Origin of the sequence: Pseudomonas sp. NyZ201 (assembly GCF_049860765.1) — a bacterium.
In the GTDB taxonomy this organism is placed as follows: Bacteria; Pseudomonadota; Gammaproteobacteria; order Pseudomonadales; family Pseudomonadaceae; genus Aquipseudomonas; species Aquipseudomonas bharatica.
The window spans coordinates 5,088,502-5,106,166 of the sequence record NZ_CP187557.1 but is presented as its reverse complement, the minus strand read 5'-3'; the positions used below and the strand labels follow the sequence as shown (position 1 = coordinate 5,106,166).

Annotated in this window: 14 protein-coding genes; 13 read left to right on the top strand and 1 reads right to left on the bottom strand. The window is 65.2% G+C overall.

Annotated features, from left to right (window positions below; genetic code table 11):
* Positions 1-274 precede the first annotated feature (274 nt).
* Positions 275-1,054 carry an AraC family transcriptional regulator gene (locus tag ACPFMA_RS22945; protein ID WP_064301731.1) on the top strand — a complete coding sequence of 260 codons (780 nt, stop codon included), beginning with the start codon at positions 275-277 and terminating at the stop codon, positions 1,052-1,054.
* A gap of 303 nt (positions 1,055-1,357) precedes the next feature.
* Here the strand turns inward: ACPFMA_RS22945 and ACPFMA_RS22940 are convergent, their stop codons facing one another.
* Positions 1,358-3,592 carry a tetratricopeptide repeat protein gene (locus tag ACPFMA_RS22940; RefSeq protein ID WP_425928805.1) on the bottom strand — a complete coding sequence of 745 codons (2,235 nt, stop codon included), beginning with the start codon at positions 3,590-3,592 and terminating at the stop codon, positions 1,358-1,360.
* 329 nt (positions 3,593-3,921) lie between these two features.
* On the opposite strand from ACPFMA_RS22940, the gene ACPFMA_RS22935 reads away from it, so the two are divergent.
* From ACPFMA_RS22935 to ACPFMA_RS22880, 12 genes are all read left to right on the top strand, one after another.
* The gene (locus ACPFMA_RS22935) at positions 3,922-4,602 is read left to right on the top strand and encodes a tellurite resistance TerB family protein (protein ID WP_064301733.1); all 681 of its coding nucleotides are present in this window, start codon (positions 3,922-3,924) and stop codon (positions 4,600-4,602) included.
* Positions 4,603-4,800: 198 nt separating this feature from the next.
* The gene (locus tag ACPFMA_RS22930; protein WP_240160580.1) at positions 4,801-6,363 is read left to right on the top strand and encodes a methyl-accepting chemotaxis protein; all 1,563 of its coding nucleotides are present in this window, start codon (positions 4,801-4,803) and stop codon (positions 6,361-6,363) included.
* 7 nt (positions 6,364-6,370) lie between these two features.
* Positions 6,371-6,886 (top strand): chemotaxis protein CheW, encoded by a 516-nt coding sequence (locus tag ACPFMA_RS22925; RefSeq protein ID WP_420057879.1) that lies wholly within the window; start codon positions 6,371-6,373, stop codon positions 6,884-6,886.
* A complete protein-coding gene (locus tag ACPFMA_RS22920; RefSeq protein ID WP_425928804.1) occupies positions 6,883-8,145 on the top strand; it encodes a CheR family methyltransferase in 1,263 nt (420 codons plus the stop codon). The genes ACPFMA_RS22925 and ACPFMA_RS22920 overlap by 4 nt, the downstream gene beginning before the upstream one ends.
* Positions 8,142-8,801: a chemotaxis protein CheW gene (locus tag ACPFMA_RS22915; protein ID WP_425928803.1), complete on the top strand. Its 660-nt coding sequence runs from the start codon at positions 8,142-8,144 to the stop codon at positions 8,799-8,801. Before ACPFMA_RS22920 ends, ACPFMA_RS22915 begins: the two co-directional genes overlap by 4 nt.
* Complete coding sequence (locus tag ACPFMA_RS22910; RefSeq protein ID WP_425928802.1) at positions 8,798-11,062, top strand: hybrid sensor histidine kinase/response regulator; 2,265 nt, start codon at positions 8,798-8,800, stop codon at positions 11,060-11,062. The genes ACPFMA_RS22915 and ACPFMA_RS22910 overlap by 4 nt, the downstream gene beginning before the upstream one ends.
* Complete coding sequence (locus ACPFMA_RS22905; RefSeq protein WP_064301738.1) at positions 11,059-12,072, top strand: chemotaxis response regulator protein-glutamate methylesterase; 1,014 nt, start codon at positions 11,059-11,061, stop codon at positions 12,070-12,072. The genes ACPFMA_RS22910 and ACPFMA_RS22905 overlap by 4 nt, the downstream gene beginning before the upstream one ends.
* 52 nt (positions 12,073-12,124) lie before the next feature.
* Positions 12,125-13,129, top strand: coding sequence for a response regulator (locus ACPFMA_RS22900; protein WP_064301739.1), 1,005 nt, complete (start codon positions 12,125-12,127; stop codon positions 13,127-13,129).
* Between the two features lie 389 nt (positions 13,130-13,518).
* Positions 13,519-14,614 (top strand): peptide chain release factor 2 gene (gene prfB / locus ACPFMA_RS22895; RefSeq protein WP_158467776.1). Its coding sequence is split into 2 segments (ribosomal slippage): positions 13,519-13,590 and positions 13,592-14,614, totalling 1,095 coding nucleotides; the frame shifts between segments, so codons are not numbered across the junction.
* 93 nt (positions 14,615-14,707) lie between these two features.
* Positions 14,708-16,210, top strand: coding sequence for a lysine--tRNA ligase (lysS, locus tag ACPFMA_RS22890; protein WP_425928801.1), 1,503 nt, complete (start codon positions 14,708-14,710; stop codon positions 16,208-16,210).
* Between the two features lie 117 nt (positions 16,211-16,327).
* Positions 16,328-17,077 carry a TetR/AcrR family transcriptional regulator gene (locus ACPFMA_RS22885; protein ID WP_064303341.1) on the top strand — a complete coding sequence of 250 codons (750 nt, stop codon included), beginning with the start codon at positions 16,328-16,330 and terminating at the stop codon, positions 17,075-17,077.
* 28 nt (positions 17,078-17,105) lie between these two features.
* Positions 17,106-17,651 (top strand): hypothetical protein, encoded by a 546-nt coding sequence (locus ACPFMA_RS22880; RefSeq protein WP_009403292.1) that lies wholly within the window; start codon positions 17,106-17,108, stop codon positions 17,649-17,651.
* Positions 17,652-17,665 lie beyond the last annotated feature (14 nt).

The following is a 17,665-nucleotide window of genomic DNA, read 5'->3' as shown; positions in this document are numbered from 1 at the left end:
AGCCGCCAGTGCACTTCGACGACCCGGGCAATGCCCATACAGTGAACTCATCGAGGCCCTTGGCGCTTGATGTTTTTCTCCAGTGGAAATGACGAAATCGGCATAGTCAGGAAATTTCGACAAAGTTCTTGGGAAATTTCTGAAGCGTTGCAGGCCGCGCCCCGTCAGGTTTGGCGCGCTGCTCGACAGCCATGCCCGGCTGCGGCAAGCTGGCGTCCGGCTTGAAGTACGAGCGGATTTTTACCAGTCGGTCAGGAACCGGAGACACCCTCACGTGAACCCCAATGCATTTGCCATCCTGTTCCAGGGCAACGATCACTATCGACCCGCTACTATCGAGGAGTTGTTATCCGGGCTGGCCTGCCTGCTGCCGCTGTTCGACGCCATTCCCAATGCGACGATATTCATCAAGGATGTACAGGCGCGTTATTTGCTGGCCAATGCCGCGCTGGTTCAGCGTTGTGGCCTGAAAAGTTTGAAACCGTTGCTGGGCAAGACCAGTGCCGAAGTCTTTCCGGCGCAATTCGGGCCGGGTTATACCGATCAGGATCGGCGCGTCCTGCAGGAAGGGCGGGTACTGGAAGATCAGCTGGAACTGCACCTGTATGGCTCGCGCGAGCCGGGCTGGTGCCTGACCCACAAGCGGCCGCTGTTCAACCGCGAGGGGCAGATCATCGGCCTGGCCGGCGTATCGGTAGACCTGCAATCGGCCAGTTCCGCGCACCCGGCCTACGAGCGCCTGGGGGCGGTGGACGAATACATCCGCAGCCATTTCCATCGCCCGGTGACCTTGAGCGAACTGACCCGGATCGCCGGGATTTCCGTGGCGCAACTGGAGCGCTACTGCAAGCGGGTGTTCCACCTCACGCCGCGGCAGATGATCCACAAGGTACGCCTGGAGCATGCGCACCGCTTGTTGTCGACGGGGCTGCCGATCACCGAGGTGGCCTTGCAGTGCGGGTACACCGACCACAGCGCGTTCACCCGGCAGTTCAAGCAGTTGACCGGGTTTACACCGAAGCAGTATCGGCGGGCGATGGGGTTGGGGGATTAAGGCCGCTACGGCCACTTGTGGCTGCTACCGGCCTCATCGCTGGCAAGCCAGCTCTCATAGAACAAAACATAACTCTTTGATTTGCAGGGACATTGTGGGAGCGGGTTCACCCGCGATTGCTATTGTGAATTCACTACCGCAATCGCGGGTGAACCCGCTCCCACAGGGTACGCGCCGTGCTTTGGCACTGTTCTCTGCGCGACAGCGCAGCCTGAAAGGCTGGGCGGACTCCCACGGGTTTTGTGTGCACAACCCTGTGGGAGCTGGCTTGCCAGCGATGAGGCCATCAGCGACACCAACACTTCACGATCTCGGCCGCAGCATCGGATCCTCCGGATTGATCGCCCTTAACGCCTCGACCAGCCCATTGGCCTTGTCCACCTCACCCGCCTGTTGCAGGTAATGCATCAGCGCCAGCCGTACATCGCGGTTGTACGGCTGCTGTTCCAGGCTCTTCGACAATTGCGCCATGGCCGCGCCACGCTGGCCCTGGTCATGCAGCGCCACTGCCAGCACGTAGCCGAAGCCGGTGTTGCCGGGCTCCAGTTCCACGGCCTTGCGCAGGGCCTTCAGCGCTTCGTCCCGTTGACCGGCACGCACCAGCGCCAGGCCCTTGGCGTGCTGCAACAGCGCCGATTCGGGATGCCGCGCCAGCCCGTCGTCCAGCAACTGCCGCGCCTGCGCCTGCTGTCCCTGGCCATCGAGCCATTGCACCAGCGCCACCCGCGCCGGATCGAAGCCTTCGTCGCGCACCAGCGCCGCGCGAAGATGGGGCTCGACCTGGTCGAGCCGCCCGGTGGCGCGATAGAGCATCGCCAGGTTGAGATTGGCCTCGGCCCGTTCCAGCAGGCTCAGTTGGACCTGCTCGTATTCACCCAGCGCCTTGTCGAAATCAGCGCCGGATACCGCCTGGCGCGCCGGCAACAGGGCATAGGCGGTTGCAGTGCGGACCGCGCGGATCGGGTCCTTGAGCAGCGGCGCCAGTGGTTGCACCCGCTGTTCGCCAGGCAGCAGTGCAGCCAGGGCTTCCACGGCGGCAAGCCGCACCTGCGGCCCGTCGTTGCGCAGATCCCTTGAGGCCAGTTCAAGGGCGCGCTGGCTGGGATAGTTGGGCAGCTCGGCCAGCAGGGTGGCACGGCGAATCGCTGGCAGGTCATTGCGTTGCAGTTGTTCGAACAGCGCCGCTGCCGCGCCCGGCTTGCCGCTGCGCAAGGCATCTAGGCTCTGGGCGTAGCGCTGGGTCGGGCTGTCACCGAGCAGCGCCCGGGCCTGCGGTGGAATGCTGAAACCATGGTCATGCCGCCAGTCGTTGACCATGTAGAACTTGCCCGGCATATGGCAATCCACGCACTGCGAACCCGAAAGCCCCGGCACCTGCTGGTAATGCTCGGGTGATCGGTAGTCCCTGGCCTTGAGGCCGCTGCCATCGACCCGGGCCACGCTGGTCTTGCCCGCCGGGTTGTGGCATTGCAGGCAGACCCCGTTGCCCTCGGCCCGCAGCCGGGTGCTGTGGGGTTCATGGCAGTTGCTGCAACGCACGCCCTTGGCGAACATCTTGCTCTGGGTAAAGGAGCCGTATTCGAACACCTCGTCCTTGATCGTGCCGTCGAGTTCGTACAACTCGCGGGTCAGGCGGCTGGGCAGGAAGTCGTCCATCAGCCGGTGCGTATCGACGAAACCATCGCCCAGCGGCGCCCGGCGCGCATGGCAGCGGGCGCAGGTTTCCACTTCCTTGAGGTTGTTGCCGCCCAGCAGGCTTTGCTGGAAGCCGGCGTGGTCGAGCGGGGTCTTTTTCGTTGTCCATTCGAGGTGACCAGAAGCCGGGCCATGGCAGGCCTGGCAACCGACCCCGAGGCTCTGCCACTGGCTGGAGAAACTGTTTGCGGCGGCGCTGAAATTACGCTTGAAACCGGTGGTATGGCACTCCACGCACATGAAGTTGGCGTTCTGCTGCGGTTTGCTCCAGTGCAGCGGGTTCCTGAAGTCCACGCCCTGGCCCGGGTACAGGTGGAACCACGTGTTCTGCCGGGTATCCCAGGCGACACCCAGCGCCTGCAAGTGCCCGGCGCCCGTGTCGATCAGGTACTGCTGCAAGGGTTCGATGCCGAAGGCATAGGCCACCGGGAAGTCCTTCGGTTTGCCGTCGCTACCCGGCGTGTTGACCCAGAAACCGCCGTCGCGCTTGAAGAAGCGGGTGGTCTCGCGGTCGCTCTTGAAGGTGACATCGGCAAAGTTGCCGAGCACGCTGGCGTCGTCCGCCACTTGCATCGCCAGTTGGTGGTGGGAGCCTTTCCAGTGCTCGACTTGCTGGCTGTGGCAGCCCTGGCACTGGTTTTCGTCCACCAGGTGCGGCGCCGGGCGTACGGGCTTGGCGTCGGCGACCGGCGCCGCGCGTGGCGTGGTCACCGGCAGCGGCGCCGGCCCTCGGTCCAGGGCGAACCAGACGCCCGCGACAACCAGCAACAACAACCCAGCCAGGACCGGCCAGAGCGCACTGCGGCGGCGCGCAGGGGAGGCCACATCAGGCTTTTTCGACATGCGGATTTCCGTATCTTTTTTTTCTAATGGGGCCTGCGCGGCGCTCAGGGTTGCAGGCCCAGGAACCAGCGATAGTACGGATTTCCGGCGTCTTCCCGAAGCACCTCCGGCAATTGCCGGGCCCAGCGTTCGCGCTGGCGCGGAAAAGGGCAACTGCGAAACGGTGTGCTTAATCATTTCCCGACTGTTGAACCTGATGCGTTTGCCAACCGGTCCTTTGTCATTACCGGAAATAGATTTTCATCCTGCTTCCGGGAAACCCCCGGGTAGCATGCCTCTCTTAACAATCAATGGATTTTTCCTACATTGATTCTCCGAGGAGCATTGCAATGAATACCCGAGGTTTGCTCGATCAACTGCTCAGGTCCGGGCAGGACCTGCTGCAAAAACAGACCGGCGCGCCAGGCGCATCGAAAAGCGGCGGCGGGCTGGGCAGCCTGCTCTCCGGCATGGGCGGCGGCGCGGCGGCGGCCGGGGCGCTGGGGGTGCTGATGGGCAGCAAGAAAGCCCGCAAATACGGCGGCAAGGCCCTGGCCTACGGTGGCCTGGCGGCGCTTGGCGTGCTGGCCTACAAGGCCTATGGCAACTGGCAGGCGCAGCAGGCGGCAGCGCCCAAGGGCGAGCCGCAGACCGTCGACCGGCTGCCCCCGGCCCAGGTGGAGCAGCATAGCCAGGCGATCCTCAAGGCGCTGGTCGCCGCCGCCAGGGCCGACGGGCATGTGGATGAACGCGAGCGGGAACTGATCGAGGGTGAGTTCGTCAGGCTGTCCGGCGATGACCGCGATCTTCAGCACTGGCTGCACGCCGAGCTGGGCAAGCCGCTGGATCCGGCCGAGGTCGCGCGTGCTGCCAGCACCCCGGAAATGGCTGCGGAAATGTACCTGGCCAGCGTGATGCTGGTGGACGAGGAGCATTTCATGGAGCGCGCCTACCTCGACGAGCTGGCCAAGCAGTTGCGCCTCGATCCGGCGCTGAAAGCCGAGCTGGAACGTCAGGTTCGTGCGACCTGAGTCAACAAACTGGGCAAATGGCCACGGCGCGTCGCCATTTTGCCCAATCAACCCTGTAGGATCAGTCCTATCGGTACGTAGGCCCTAGGCTATAATCAGCCCATTTTTCCTGCCGCGTACAACGCTCGAGGGCTGATTGTGAAGAACTGGACATTGCGCCAACGGATCCTGGCAAGTTTCGCCGTGATCATCGCCATCATGTCGTTGATGGTGGTCGCCGCCTACTCGCGGTTGATCACCATCGAGGAAAGCGAGCAGGCAGTCCGTGCCGACAGCATGCCCGGCGTCTACTACAGCTCGATGATCCGCAGCGCCTGGGTCGACAGTTTCATCCTGACCCAGCGCCTGGTCGGCCTCAACGACCGGCGTGCGCTGACCGATGCCGACATGGCCTTGTACAGGAGCTACGACGAGCACCTGCAGCAGCAGATGGGCAACTACCGCAAGACCATGAACGACTCGGAAGACCAGGCCAACTTCGCCCAGTTCGAAGGCATGGTCGCCGAGTACAAGCAGTACCTCACCACCGTGCTCAACGCCTACGGCAAGCAGGACTACGCCGAAGCCCAGCGCGTGCTCCTGGAAGACCTGATGCCGACCTGGGCCGCCGGGCGCAAGAGCGTCAACAACCTGATCGACTGGAACCGTCGCTATGCCGACCAGGCCACCGACAGCATCGTTTCGGCAGTCAGTACCGCCAAGCTGAGCATGGTGGTGTCGCTGATCCTGGCGGTGATCGCCGCCGGTGTTTGCGGCCTGTTGCTGATGCGGGTCATCACCGAGCCCATGCAGCGCATCGTGCGCTCCCTGGAAACCCTGCGCGGCGGCGACCTCAGCGTACGCATGAACCTGGAGCGCAACGACGAGTTCGGCGCGGTGGAAACCGGGTTCAACGAAATGGTCAGCGAACTCACCGGCCTGGTCTCCCAGGCCCAGCGGTCCTCGGTGCAGGTGACCACGTCGGTGACCGAGATCGCCGCCACTTCCAAGCAGCAGCAGGCCACGGCCACCGAAACCGCGGCCACCACCACCGAGATCGGCGCCACCTCGCGGGAAATCGCCGCCACCTCCCGCGACCTGGTGCGCACCATGACCGAAGTGACCACCGCCGCCGACCAGGCCTCGGTGCTCGCCGGCTCCGGCCAGCAAGGGCTGGCGCGCATGGAGGAAACCATGCACCAGGTGATGGGCGCCGCCGACCTGGTCAACAACAAGCTGGCGATCCTCAACGAGAAGGCCGGCAACATCAACCAGGTGGTGGTGACCATCGTCAAGGTCGCCGACCAGACCAACCTGCTGTCGCTCAACGCGGCGATCGAGGCCGAAAAGGCTGGCGAGTACGGTCGCGGTTTTGCCGTGGTCGCCACCGAGGTGCGGCGCCTGGCCGACCAGACCGCCGTGGCCACCTACGACATCGAGCAGATGGTCCGCGAGATCCAATCGGCGGTCTCCGCCGGGGTGATGGGCATGGACAAGTTCTCCGAGGAAGTGCGCCGCGGCATGTTCGAGGTCCAGCAGGTCGGCGAGCAGTTGAGCCAGATCATCCATCAGGTCCAGGCCCTGGCGCCGCGGGTGCTGATGGTCAATGAAGGCATGCAGGCCCAGGCCACGGGCGCCGAGCAGATCAACCACGCCCTGGCGCAGCTCAGCGATGCCAGCAGCCAGACCGTGGAGTCGTTGCGCCAGGCCAGTTTTGCCATCGACGAATTGAGCCAGGTCGCGGTCGGTCTGCGCGGCGGTGTCTCGCGGTTCAAAGTCTGACGTGACGATGACCGAGCCCACGCCCCGCCGCAGCCCGGACGCGGCTTGCCAGGAACGCCTGTTCCTGGTGTTCCGCATCGGCGCCGAGCGTTTTGCCCTGGACACCCGGGAAGTCGCCGAGGTGTTGCCGCGCCTGCCCTTGAAACCGCTGCCCCATGCCCCGGGCTATGTCGCCGGGGTTTTGGCCCACCGTGGCGCGCTGGTGCCGGTGATCGACGTCAGCGCCCTGACCTTCGGTACACCAGCGCCGCAGCGCACCAGCACGCGCCTGGTGCTGGTGCATTACCGTTTCGATCCGGCACGGCCGGACCTGCTGCTCGGGCTGATCCTCGAACAGGCCAGCGATACCCTGCGCTGCGATCCGGCACAGTTCCGCCCCTACGGCGTGGACAACCGCGAGGCGCCTTATCTCGGCCCGGTGCGCGAGGATGCCGATGGCCTGTTGCAATGGATCGGCGTGCAGGACCTGCTCGACGAGCAGGTACGTTCGATGCTGTTCCCCGCCGAAGGGGGCCCGGCATGACCATCGAGCGGCGTTTCTTCCGTTTTCTTCAGGAGCGTATCGGGCTGGATGTCAGCTCGGTCGGCGAGCAGATGGTCGAGCGCGCCCTGCGCCAGCGCTGCGTGGCGCTGGCGGCCAATGACCTGGACGATTACTGGGTGCAGTTGCAGCAGTCCCACGCCGAACAGCAAGCACTGATCGAGGCGGTGATCGTTCCCGAGACCTGGTTCTTCCGCTATCCGGAGTCTTTCGCTGCGCTTCTGGAACTGGCGCGCAAACGCCTGGCGGAACTGGGCGGTGCGCGGCCTCTGAAGATTCTCAGCCTGCCCTGTTCCACCGGCGAGGAACCCTATTCCATTGCCATGGCCCTGCTTGATGGCGGTGTGCCGGCCCAGGCGTTCACGGTCGAGGCCATGGACATCAGTCCCAATTCTATTGCCCGGGCCCAGCGCGCCCTGTATGGGCGCAACTCCTTCCGCGGGCCCGACCAGGCGTTTCGCGAGCGGCATTTCAGCGCAAGCGAGGAGGGCCATGAGCTCGACGCGCGGGTGCAGCGCCAGGTGCGTTTCGAGGTGGGCAATGTGCTGGACCCGGCCCTGCTGGTTCGCCAGGGCAGCTATGACTTCGTGTTCTGCCGCAACCTGCTGATCTATTTCGACCTGGCGACCCAGCAGCGCGTATTCGAGGTGCTGAAGAACCTGACCCATGCCGATGGCGTGCTGTTCATCGGCCCGGCCGAAGGCAGCCTGCTGGCGCGCCTGGGCATGCGCCCGGTGGGCATCGCCCAGTCGTTCGCCTATGTCCGCCAGGTCGCCGAAGCCAGGCCGGCGCCGCGCCCTGCCGTGCAGGTAGCTGCGCCTCGGGCCGTGCCGCCGCGCCAGGCGGCAGTGGCCGCGCCGCCACCTGCGCGGCGCAGGATCCCCGCGCCGGTCCCTGGACCGGCGCAGCCCGCGCGCAACGAGCAGCCCGGCGAATTGCTGGCCCAGATCGCCGTCCTCGCCAATGCCGGCAACAGCGAGCAGGCCCGCGCCGCTTGCCAGCGTTACCTCAAGCAGTTCGAGCCTTCGGCCCAGGTGTTCTACTGGCTGGGGCTGCTCAGCGACACCGCCGGCGACAGCAGCGACGCCGTCAATCAGTACCGCAAGGCGCTGTATCTGGAACCGCAGCATCCCGAGGCCCTGGCCCACCTGGCGGCATTGCTCGCCTCGCGGGGCGATACGGCCGGTGCCCGGCGCTTGCAGGAGCGCGCCGCGCGGCGCGAGCGGGAGGCTGATCGATGAGCGAAGGAATCAATGTGCTGAGCGGCGATGTGCAGCGTATCGACGACTGCTGGAACCGCATCGGCGTGCACGGCGACAAGAGCTGCCCGTTGCTCGAAGAGCATGTGCATTGTCGCAATTGCCCGGTGTATGCCGCTGCGGCCACGCGCCTGCTGGACCGTTATGCCCTGGCCCAGGACGCACATGTTCGCGAAGTGGTCGAGGAACAGGCGGAGCAGGGGCCTTCGCTGCTGCTGTTCCGTCTTGGCGAGGAATGGATGGCCCTGGCCACCCGCTGCCTGGCCGAAGTGGCGCCGGTGCAACCGGTGCACTCGCTGCCGCACCAGCGCTCGCGGATGCTGTTGGGGGTGGTCAATGTGCGCGGCGCACTGGTGCCTTGCCTGGCCCTCGGTGACCTGCTCGGACTGGAGCTGACCGAAGCCCCGCCCGGCGCCGGTCGTGTCATGCCGCGCATGCTGATCCTGGCGGCCAGGGGCGGCGCGGTGGTGCTGCCGGTGGACGAGGTGGACGGCATCCACGCCCTCGACCTGCGCCTGCGCGGCGAAACCGCCCACGAAAACCGTTTTACCCGGCACATCCTTCAGTGGCGCGGGCGAAGCGTGCGAATCCTGGATGAAGACCAGTTGTTGTCTGCAGTCGAGCGGAGCCTTTCATGACCCCAGAGCAGATGCGCGATGCCTCGTTGCTGGAGCTGTTCAGCCTCGAAGCCGAAGCCCAGACTCAGGTGCTCAGCGCCGGGCTGCTGGCGCTCGAGCGCAATCCGGCCCAGGCCGACCAGCTCGAGGCGTGCATGCGTGCTGCGCACTCGCTCAAGGGCGCAGCACGCATCGTCGGCATCGATGCCGGGGTCAGCGTGGCCCATGTCATGGAAGATTGCCTGGTGGAAGCCCAGGAAGGACGCCTGCGCCTGCGTCCGGAACATATCGATGCATTGCTGCAGGGCACCGATCTGCTGATGCGTGTCGCCACGCCAGGGGATACGGCGGTGGACGCGGCGGTGCAGGCGTACCTGGTTCAGGTGGCCGAGCTGTTGCAGCCCGGTGCTGCGCCGGCACCGGTGCCGGTTGTGCCACCGGTGCCCGAGCCGGAGCCCGTGGCAGCGGCTGCGCCCGAGGAGCCGCAAGCCGAGCCCGAACCACGGCCGGTGTCCAAGGGCAAGGCGGTCGAGGGTGGCGAGCGGGTCCTGCGGGTCACGGCCGAGCGCCTCAACAGCCTGCTCGACCTGTCCAGCAAGGCCCTGGTGGAAACCCAGCGCTTCAAGCCGTTCCTGGCCACCCTGCAGCGCCTCAAGCGCGTGCAGGGCCAGAGCCTGCGCGCCCTCGACGAACTCAAGGCGCAGATCGAGGCCGGCGCGCAGGGCGAGGACATTCGCCAGGCCCTGGCCCTGACCCAGCAGTTGCTGGGCGATGCACAACAGATGCTGCAGCAGCAGGTGGTCGACCTCGACGAACTGGGCTGGCAGGCCGGGCAACGCGCGCAGAACCTCTACGACATGGCTTTGGCCTGTCGCATGCGCCCGTTCGCCGATGTGCTGGCCGGACAGAGCCGCATGGTCCGCGACCTGGGGCGTTCCCTTGGCAAGCAGGTGCGCCTGGAAGTCGAAGGCGAGAAGACCCAGGTGGACCGCGACGTGCTGGAAAAACTCGAAGCGCCGCTGACCCATCTGCTGCGCAATGCCGTCGATCACGGCATCGAACTGCCGGAGCAGCGCCTGGCCGCGGGCAAGCCGGCGGAAGGTACCATCCGCTTGCGCGCTTCCCACCAGGCCGGATTGCTGATGCTCGAATTGAGCGACGATGGTGGCGGCGTCGATCTGCAGCGCCTGCGTCGCAGCATCGTCGAGCGCAATCTGTCACCGGCCGAGACCGTGGCGCAGATGAGCGAGGCCGAGCTGCTGACCTTCCTCTTCCTGCCCGGCTTCAGCCTGCGCGACAAGGTTACCGAGGTGTCCGGGCGCGGTGTCGGCCTGGACGCGGTGCAGCACATGGTCCGCCAGTTGCGCGGCCAGGTCGGGATGACCCAGGGCGACGGCAGCGGCAGTCGCTTCCATCTGGAAGTCCCGCTGACCCTGTCGGTGGTGCGCAGCCTGGTGGTGCAGGTGAGCGGCGAAGCCTACGCCTTCCCCCTGGCCCATATCGAACGCACCCTGGAACTGTCCGCCGAGGCGATCGTGCAGATCGAGGGGCGCCAGCAGTTCTGGCACGAGGGCCGGGCCGTGGGGCTGGTGTCGGCCAGCCAGTTGCTCAATCGACCGGTCGGCCAGAACGGCGAGCAGAGCATCAAGGTGGTGGTGATCCGCGAGCGCGAGACGCTGTATGGCGTGGCCGTCGACCGCCTGGTCGGCGAGCGCGTGCTGGTGGTCATGCCGCTGGATTCGCGCCTGGGCAAGGTCCAGGACATTTCTGCCGGAGCCTTGCTGGACGACGGATCGGTGGTGTTGATCGTCGATGTCGAGGACCTGCTGCGTTCGGTGGAAAAACTGCTCGGTACCGGCCGCCTGGAGCGTATCGAACGCCGCGGCAGTGCCCGTGAAGCGGCGCGCAAGCGCGTACTGGTGGTGGACGACTCGCTTACCGTGCGCGAGCTGCAACGCAAGCTGCTGAGCAACCGCGGCTACCAGGTGGCGGTGGCGGTGGACGGCATGGACGGCTGGAACGCCCTGCGCAGCGAGGATTTCGACCTGCTCATCACCGATATCGACATGCCGCGCATGGACGGTATCGAGCTGGTGACGCTGGTGCGCCGCGACAGCCGCCTGCAATCGTTGCCGGTCATGGTGGTGTCCTACAAGGACCGGGAAGAAGACCGACGGCGCGGGCTGGATGCCGGGGCTGACTATTATTTGGCCAAGGCGAGTTTCCATGACGACGCCTTGCTGGATGCCGTAGTCGAGCTGATCGGGAGTGCCCAGGGATGAAGATCGCCATCGTCAATGATATGCCCCTTGCCGTGGAGGCCCTGCGCCGGGCGCTGGCCTTCGAGCCGGCGCACGAGGTGATCTGGGTCGCCAGCAACGGCGTGGAGGCGGTACAGCGCTGCGCCGAGCAGACCCCGGACCTGCTGCTGATGGACCTGATCATGCCGCTGATGGACGGTGTGGAAGCGACCCGGCGGATCATGGCCGAGTCGCCGTGCGCCATCGTTATCGTTACCGTCGATCGGCAACAGAACGTGCACCGGGTATTCGAGGCCATGGGGCATGGCGCGCTGGACGTGGTCGATACGCCGGCGCTGGGCAGCGGCGATCCGAAGGAAGCCGCAGCCCCTTTGTTGCGCAAGATCCTCAATATCTCCTGGCTCATCGGCCAGCAACGCGGCAGCAGCGTACGCCCGGTGGCGGCCCCGGTGCGCCAGGCGGTGCAACGCCAGGGCCTGGTTGCCATCGGTTCTTCCGCGGGCGGGCCGGCCGCGCTGGAAGTGCTGCTCAAGGGCTTGCCCAGGACTTTTCCGGCTTCGATCGTGCTGGTCCAGCATGTCGACCAGGTATTCGCCGGCGGCATGGCCGAGTGGCTGGCCAGCAGTTCCGGGCAGAACGTGCGCTTGGCCCGCGAGGGCGAACCGCCGCAACCCGGGCATGTGCTGCTGGCCGGGACCAACCACCATATCCGCCTGCTCAGGGATGGCACCCTGGCCTATACGGCGGAGCCGGTGAACGAAATCTACCGCCCCTCGATCGACGTGTTCTTCGAGAGCGTGGCGCGGTTCTGGCGTGGCGATGCGGTGGGCGTGCTGCTTACCGGCATGGGCCGCGATGGCGCGCAGGGGCTCAAGCTCATGCGCGAGCAGGGCTTCCTGACCATCGCCCAGGACCAGCAGAGCAGTGCGGTGTACGGCATGCCCAAGGCCGCCGTCGCCATCGACGCGGCCGTGGAAGTGCGTCCGCTGGAGCGGATAGCCCCACGACTAATGGAAATTTTCCCGAAATGACGATATGTATTGAGTCACGCCGGCGGAGCCGGCAGTGCCCAGGTGACAGCGCATGAATGATCTACCGATCGACGGCTTTTCAACCTCTGACGAGAATTCGGCGATGGTGCTGCTGGTCGATGACCAGGCGATGATCGGCGAAGCCGTGCGCCGGGGCCTGGCCCAGGAAGACAACATCGACTTCCACTTCTGCGCCGATCCGCACGACGCGGTGGCCCAGGCGGTGCGGATCAAGCCGACGGTGATCCTCCAGGACCTGATCATGCCGGGCCTCGACGGCCTGACCCTGGTGCGCGAGTACCGCGCCAATCCGGCGACCCAGGACATCCCCATCATCGTCCTCTCGACCAAGGAAGACCCGCTGGTGAAAAGCGCGGCCTTCGCCGCCGGGGCCAACGACTACCTGGTCAAGCTGCCCGACAACATCGAGCTGGTGGCGCGGATCCGCTATCACTCGCGGTCCTACATGACCCTGTTGCAGCGCGACGAGGCCTATCGTGCGCTGCGGGTCAGCCAGCAGCAGTTGCTCGATACCAACCTGGTGCTGCAGCGGTTGATGAACTCCGACGGCCTGACCGGGTTGTCCAACCGTCGCCACTTCGACGAGTACCTGGAGCTGGAATGGCGCCGGGCCATGCGCGACCAGTCGCAGTTGTCGTTGCTGATGGTGGACGTGGATTACTTCAAGTCGTTCAACGACACCTTCGGCCACCTGGCCGGCGACGAGGCGTTGCGCCAGGTGGCCGAGGCCATTCGCTCGTGCTGCGCACGGCCAAGCGATCTGCCGGCGCGCTATGGCGGCGAGGAGTTCGCCCTGGTGCTGCCCAATACCTCGCCGGGTGGCGCCCGCCTGCTGGCCGAGAAACTGCGCCAGACCGTGGAGGCCGCGCGCATCGCCCATATCATGCCGCAGCAGGACTCGGTGCTCAGCGTCAGCATCGGCCTGGCCACCCAGACCCCGGGGATCGGCAGCCACTGCCGGCAACTGATCTCGGCGGCGGACAATGCCCTGTACCAGGCCAAGAACGGCGGCCGCAACCGTGTAGCCGTGGCTTGAGGGCCCTATCGCTGGCAAGCCAGCTCTCATAGAACAAAACATAACTCTTTGATTTGCAGGGACTTTGTAGGAGCGGGTTTACCCGCGATTGCTATGGTGAACTCACTACCGCAATCGCGGGTGAACCCGCTCCCACAGGGTACGCGTCGTGCTTTGAAAACTGTTCTCTGCGCGACAGCGCAGCCTGAAAGGCTGGGCTGACTCCCACAGGGACTGCATGCACCTGTGGGAGCTGGCTTGCCAGCGATAGGGCCGGCAAAAGCAAAGCCATTTCCGATATTCCCCTGTAAATCAGCCTGCCGCCCGTAGCTTCCAGCTTGTCCCCCGCCACCCCCCCTGCGCTATACTCCCCGGCTTTTCACCGAATTACGCACGAGAGCAGCCCGCCCATGGAAATCAATCCGATCCTGAATACCATCAAGGACCTCACCGAGCGTTCCGAGTCCATTCGGGGGTATCTTTGACTACGATCACAAGCATGACCGCCTGATCGAAGTCAACCGCGAGCTCGAAGACCCGAACGTCTGGAACAAGCCCGAATACGCCCAGGGCCTTGGCCGCGAGCGCGCCATGCTGGCGCAGGTCGTGGACACCCTGGACAAGCTCTCCGGCGGCCTCGCCGACTGCAAGGACCTGCTCGACATGGCCGTCGAGGAGAACGACGAGAGCGCCGTCGAAGACGTCGTGGCCGAGTTGCAGCAACTCGAGGAACACCTGGCCAAGCTGGAATTCCGGCGCATGTTCAGCGGCGAGATGGACATGAACAACGCCTACCTGGACATCCAGGCCGGCTCCGGCGGTACCGAAGCGCAGGACTGGGCCAACATCCTGCTGCGCATGTACCTGCGCTGGGCCGACAAGCGCGGCTTCGACGCGACCATCATCGAACTGTCCGAGGGCGAGGTCGCCGGCATCAAGGGCGCGACCGTGCATATCAAGGGCGAGTACGCCTTCGGCTGGCTGCGTACCGAGATCGGCGTGCACCGCCTGGTGCGCAAGAGCCCGTTCGACTCCGGCGCCCGTCGCCACACGTCGTTCTCGGCGGTATTCGTCTCGCCCGAGATCGACGACAAGGTCGAGATCGAGATCAACCCGTCCGACCTGCGCATCGACACCTACCGCTCCTCCGGCGCCGGTGGCCAGCACGTCAACACCACCGACTCGGCGGTGCGTATCACCCACGTGCCGACCAACACCGTGGTGGCCTGCCAGAACGAACGCTCCCAGCACGCCAACAAGGACACCGCCATGAAGATGCTGCGGGCCAAGTTGTACGAACTGGAAATGCAGAAGCGCAATGCCGCCTCCCAGGCCCTGGAAGACAGCAAGTCGGACATCGGCTGGGGTCACCAGATCCGCTCCTACGTGCTGGACGACTCGCGTATCAAGGACCTGCGTACCGGCGTCGAGCGCAGCGACTGCCAGAAGGTCCTGGACGGCGACCTCGACCAGTACCTGGAAGCGAGCCTCAAGCAGGGGCTGTAAGCCGTACACCACTGCCGCGCTCCCAGGCCAAGCGCCTGGGGCGCGTGCCCTGCCCGGAACGGGCAACGAATACCTGATGGAAAGAATGACGACATGAGCGACCTCAAGACCGAATCGCAAGACCTGCAACAGGAAGAAAACGCCCTGATCGCCCTGCGCAAGGAAAAACTTGCCGCAGCGCGCGCCAAGGGCCAGGCCTTCCCCAACGACTTCCGCCGCGACAGCTACTGCAACGACCTGCAGAAGCAGTATGTCGACAAGACCAAGGAAGAGCTGGAAGCGGCTGCGATCCCGGTCAAGGTTGCCGGGCGCATCATGCTCAACCGCGGTTCGTTCATGGTGATCCAGGACATGACCGGGCGCATCCAGGTCTACGTCAACCGCAAGACCCTGCCCGAAGAAACCCTGGCCGAGGTGAAAACCTGGGACTTGGGCGACATCATCGCCGCCGAAGGCACCCTGGCCCGTTCCGGCAAGGGCGACCTGTACGTCGAGATGACCCGCGTGCGCCTGCTGACCAAGTCGCTGCGCCCGCTGCCGAACAAGCACCACGGCCTGACCGACACCGAGCAGCGCTATCGCCAGCGCTACGTCGACCTGATCGTCAACGAAGACACCCGTGAAACCTTCCGTGTGCGTTCCCTGGTGATCTCGCATATCCGCAGCTTCCTGGCCAAGCGCGACTTCCTCGAAGTCGAGACGCCGATGCTGCAGACCATTCCGGGCGGCGCTGCGGCCAAGCCGTTCGAAACCCACCACAACGCCCTGGACATGCCGATGTTCCTGCGCATCGCGCCGGAGCTGTACCTCAAGCGCCTGGTGGTCGGTGGCTTCGAGAAGGTCTTCGAGATCAACCGCAACTTCCGCAACGAAGGCGTCTCGACCCGGCACAACCCCGAGTTCACCATGCTGGAGTTCTACCAGGCCTACGCCGACTACACCGACAACATGGACCTCACCGAGGAACTGTTCCGCGAGCTGGCGCAACTGGTGCTTGGTACTACCGACGTGCCGTACGGCGACAAGGTGTTCCACTTCGGCGAACCGTTCGCGCGGATGTCGGTATTCGACTCGATCCTCAAGTACAACCCGGAACTGACCGAGGCTGACCTGCTGGACGTCGACAAGGCGCGCGAAATCGCCAGGAAGGCCGGCGCCAAGGTCCTCGGTCACGAAGGCCTGGGCAAGCTGCAGGTGATGATTTTCGAGGAACTGGTGGAGAGCAAGCTGGAGCAGCCGCACTTCATCACCGAGTACCCGTTCGAAGTCTCGCCGCTGGCGCGCCGCAACGACGCCAACCCGAACGTTACCGACCGCTTCGAGCTGTTCATCGGTGGCCGCGAGATCGCCAACGCCTACTCCGAGCTCAACGATGCCGAAGACCAGGCCGAGCGTTTCCTCGCCCAGGTGGCCGAGAAGGACGCCGGTGACGACGAAGCCATGCACTACGACGCCGACTTCGTCCGCGCCCTGGAATACGGCATGCCGCCGACTGCCGGTGAAGGCATCGGTATCGACCGCCTGGTGATGCTGCTGACCAACTCGCCGTCGATCCGTGATGTGATCCTGTTCCCGCACATGCGTCCGCAGGCCTGATTGCATCAGGTTTGAGGTCCCCATCGCTGGCAAGCCGCGCCGCACCTGTGGGAGCTGGCTTGCCAGCGATGAGGCCCTGAAGGACACTATGAATCAGCCGCCAAGAGCGGCTTTTTCATGCCCGAAAATCCCGATTTCGAGGTAACCGCCGTGACTCCCTCCCAGCCCCAACAAGGCGCCGCCGGCGTTGCCTCCGCCGTCGCCGAAAGCGTCCAGTACCAGGGCCGCAAGGCCAGCCGCCAGGGCAGCGAGCAGCGCCGTCAGCAGATCCTCGACGCGGCCATGCGCATTGTCGTCCGTGACGGCGTGCGCGGCGTGCGCCACCGCGCGGTGGCGGCAGAGGCGGGCGTGCCGCTGTCGGCCACCACCTACTACTTCGACGATATCCAGGACCTGCTCAGCGATACCTTCGCCCAGTACGTCGAACGCAGTGCCGCCTACATGGCCAAGCTGTGGGAAAGCACCGAGGTGGTCCTGCGCCAGTTGCTGGCCCAGGGTGATGGCAGCCCGGCTTCCCGCGCGCGGCTGGCCGACGAGGTGGCGAAGATGACCTGCGAGTATGTCCAGCGCCAATTGCACAATCGCCGCGACTTCCTCATGGCCGAGCAGGCCTTCCGCCAGGAAGCGCTGCTGAGCCCGCGCCTGGCCGAGCTGGTGAAGTCGCACGAGCAGATCCTCCTGCGTGGCGCCTGCCAGCTTTTGCAGGTGGTGGGCTCGCGCCAGCCGCAACAGGACGCCATTGTATTGACGGCAATCATCGAGCAGATGGAGTATCAGGGCCTGCTCGAAGCCGCAAAACCGCAGGCTGAAGGGCAGATGCTCGCTATTCTTGTCCGATACCTGCACCTGGTGCTGGCGGCGGAGTGAGCCGCGAGCGCCTTTCAAGGAGATTTCGATGAAAGCCTGGCGTGTGCTGCTGGCCCTGTCTTTCCTGCTGTTGAATGGCTGCCTGGTGACCTTCAACGAGCCGATCCCGGCCAACCAGGCGGCGCCTAGGGCGTTGCTCGGCAAGTGGTCGAGCAAGGACGCCTGGGGCGAGCCGCTGACCCTGCAGATCAGCCGGTCCGGCGGCAATGCCTACAAGGCCGTGGCCAGTGCCAAGGGCAAGCCGCGCGAGGAGTACGCCTTCACCGTGTCCCGCCACGGCAACCGCTGGTACCTGTCGGCCGGGGTGCCGAAGAAGCTGGGCGGCAACTTCCTGATCGGCGGCTTCGAAGTGATCGATAACAACGAACTGGTGGTCTACAACCTCGACGTCGAGCAGGTCACCCAGGCCCTGGACAACAAGGAACTGAGCGGACGCAGCATCGAAGTCCCCGAGGACAACGGCCAGGGTGTGCTGATCGACAGCCCGGCCGAGCGGGTCCTGGCCTATCTGGACGATCCCGCCAACTCCGACCTGTTCGTGGAAGTGGCGCGCTTCCAGCGGGCGGGGAAGTAAGCCGAAACAAAAGG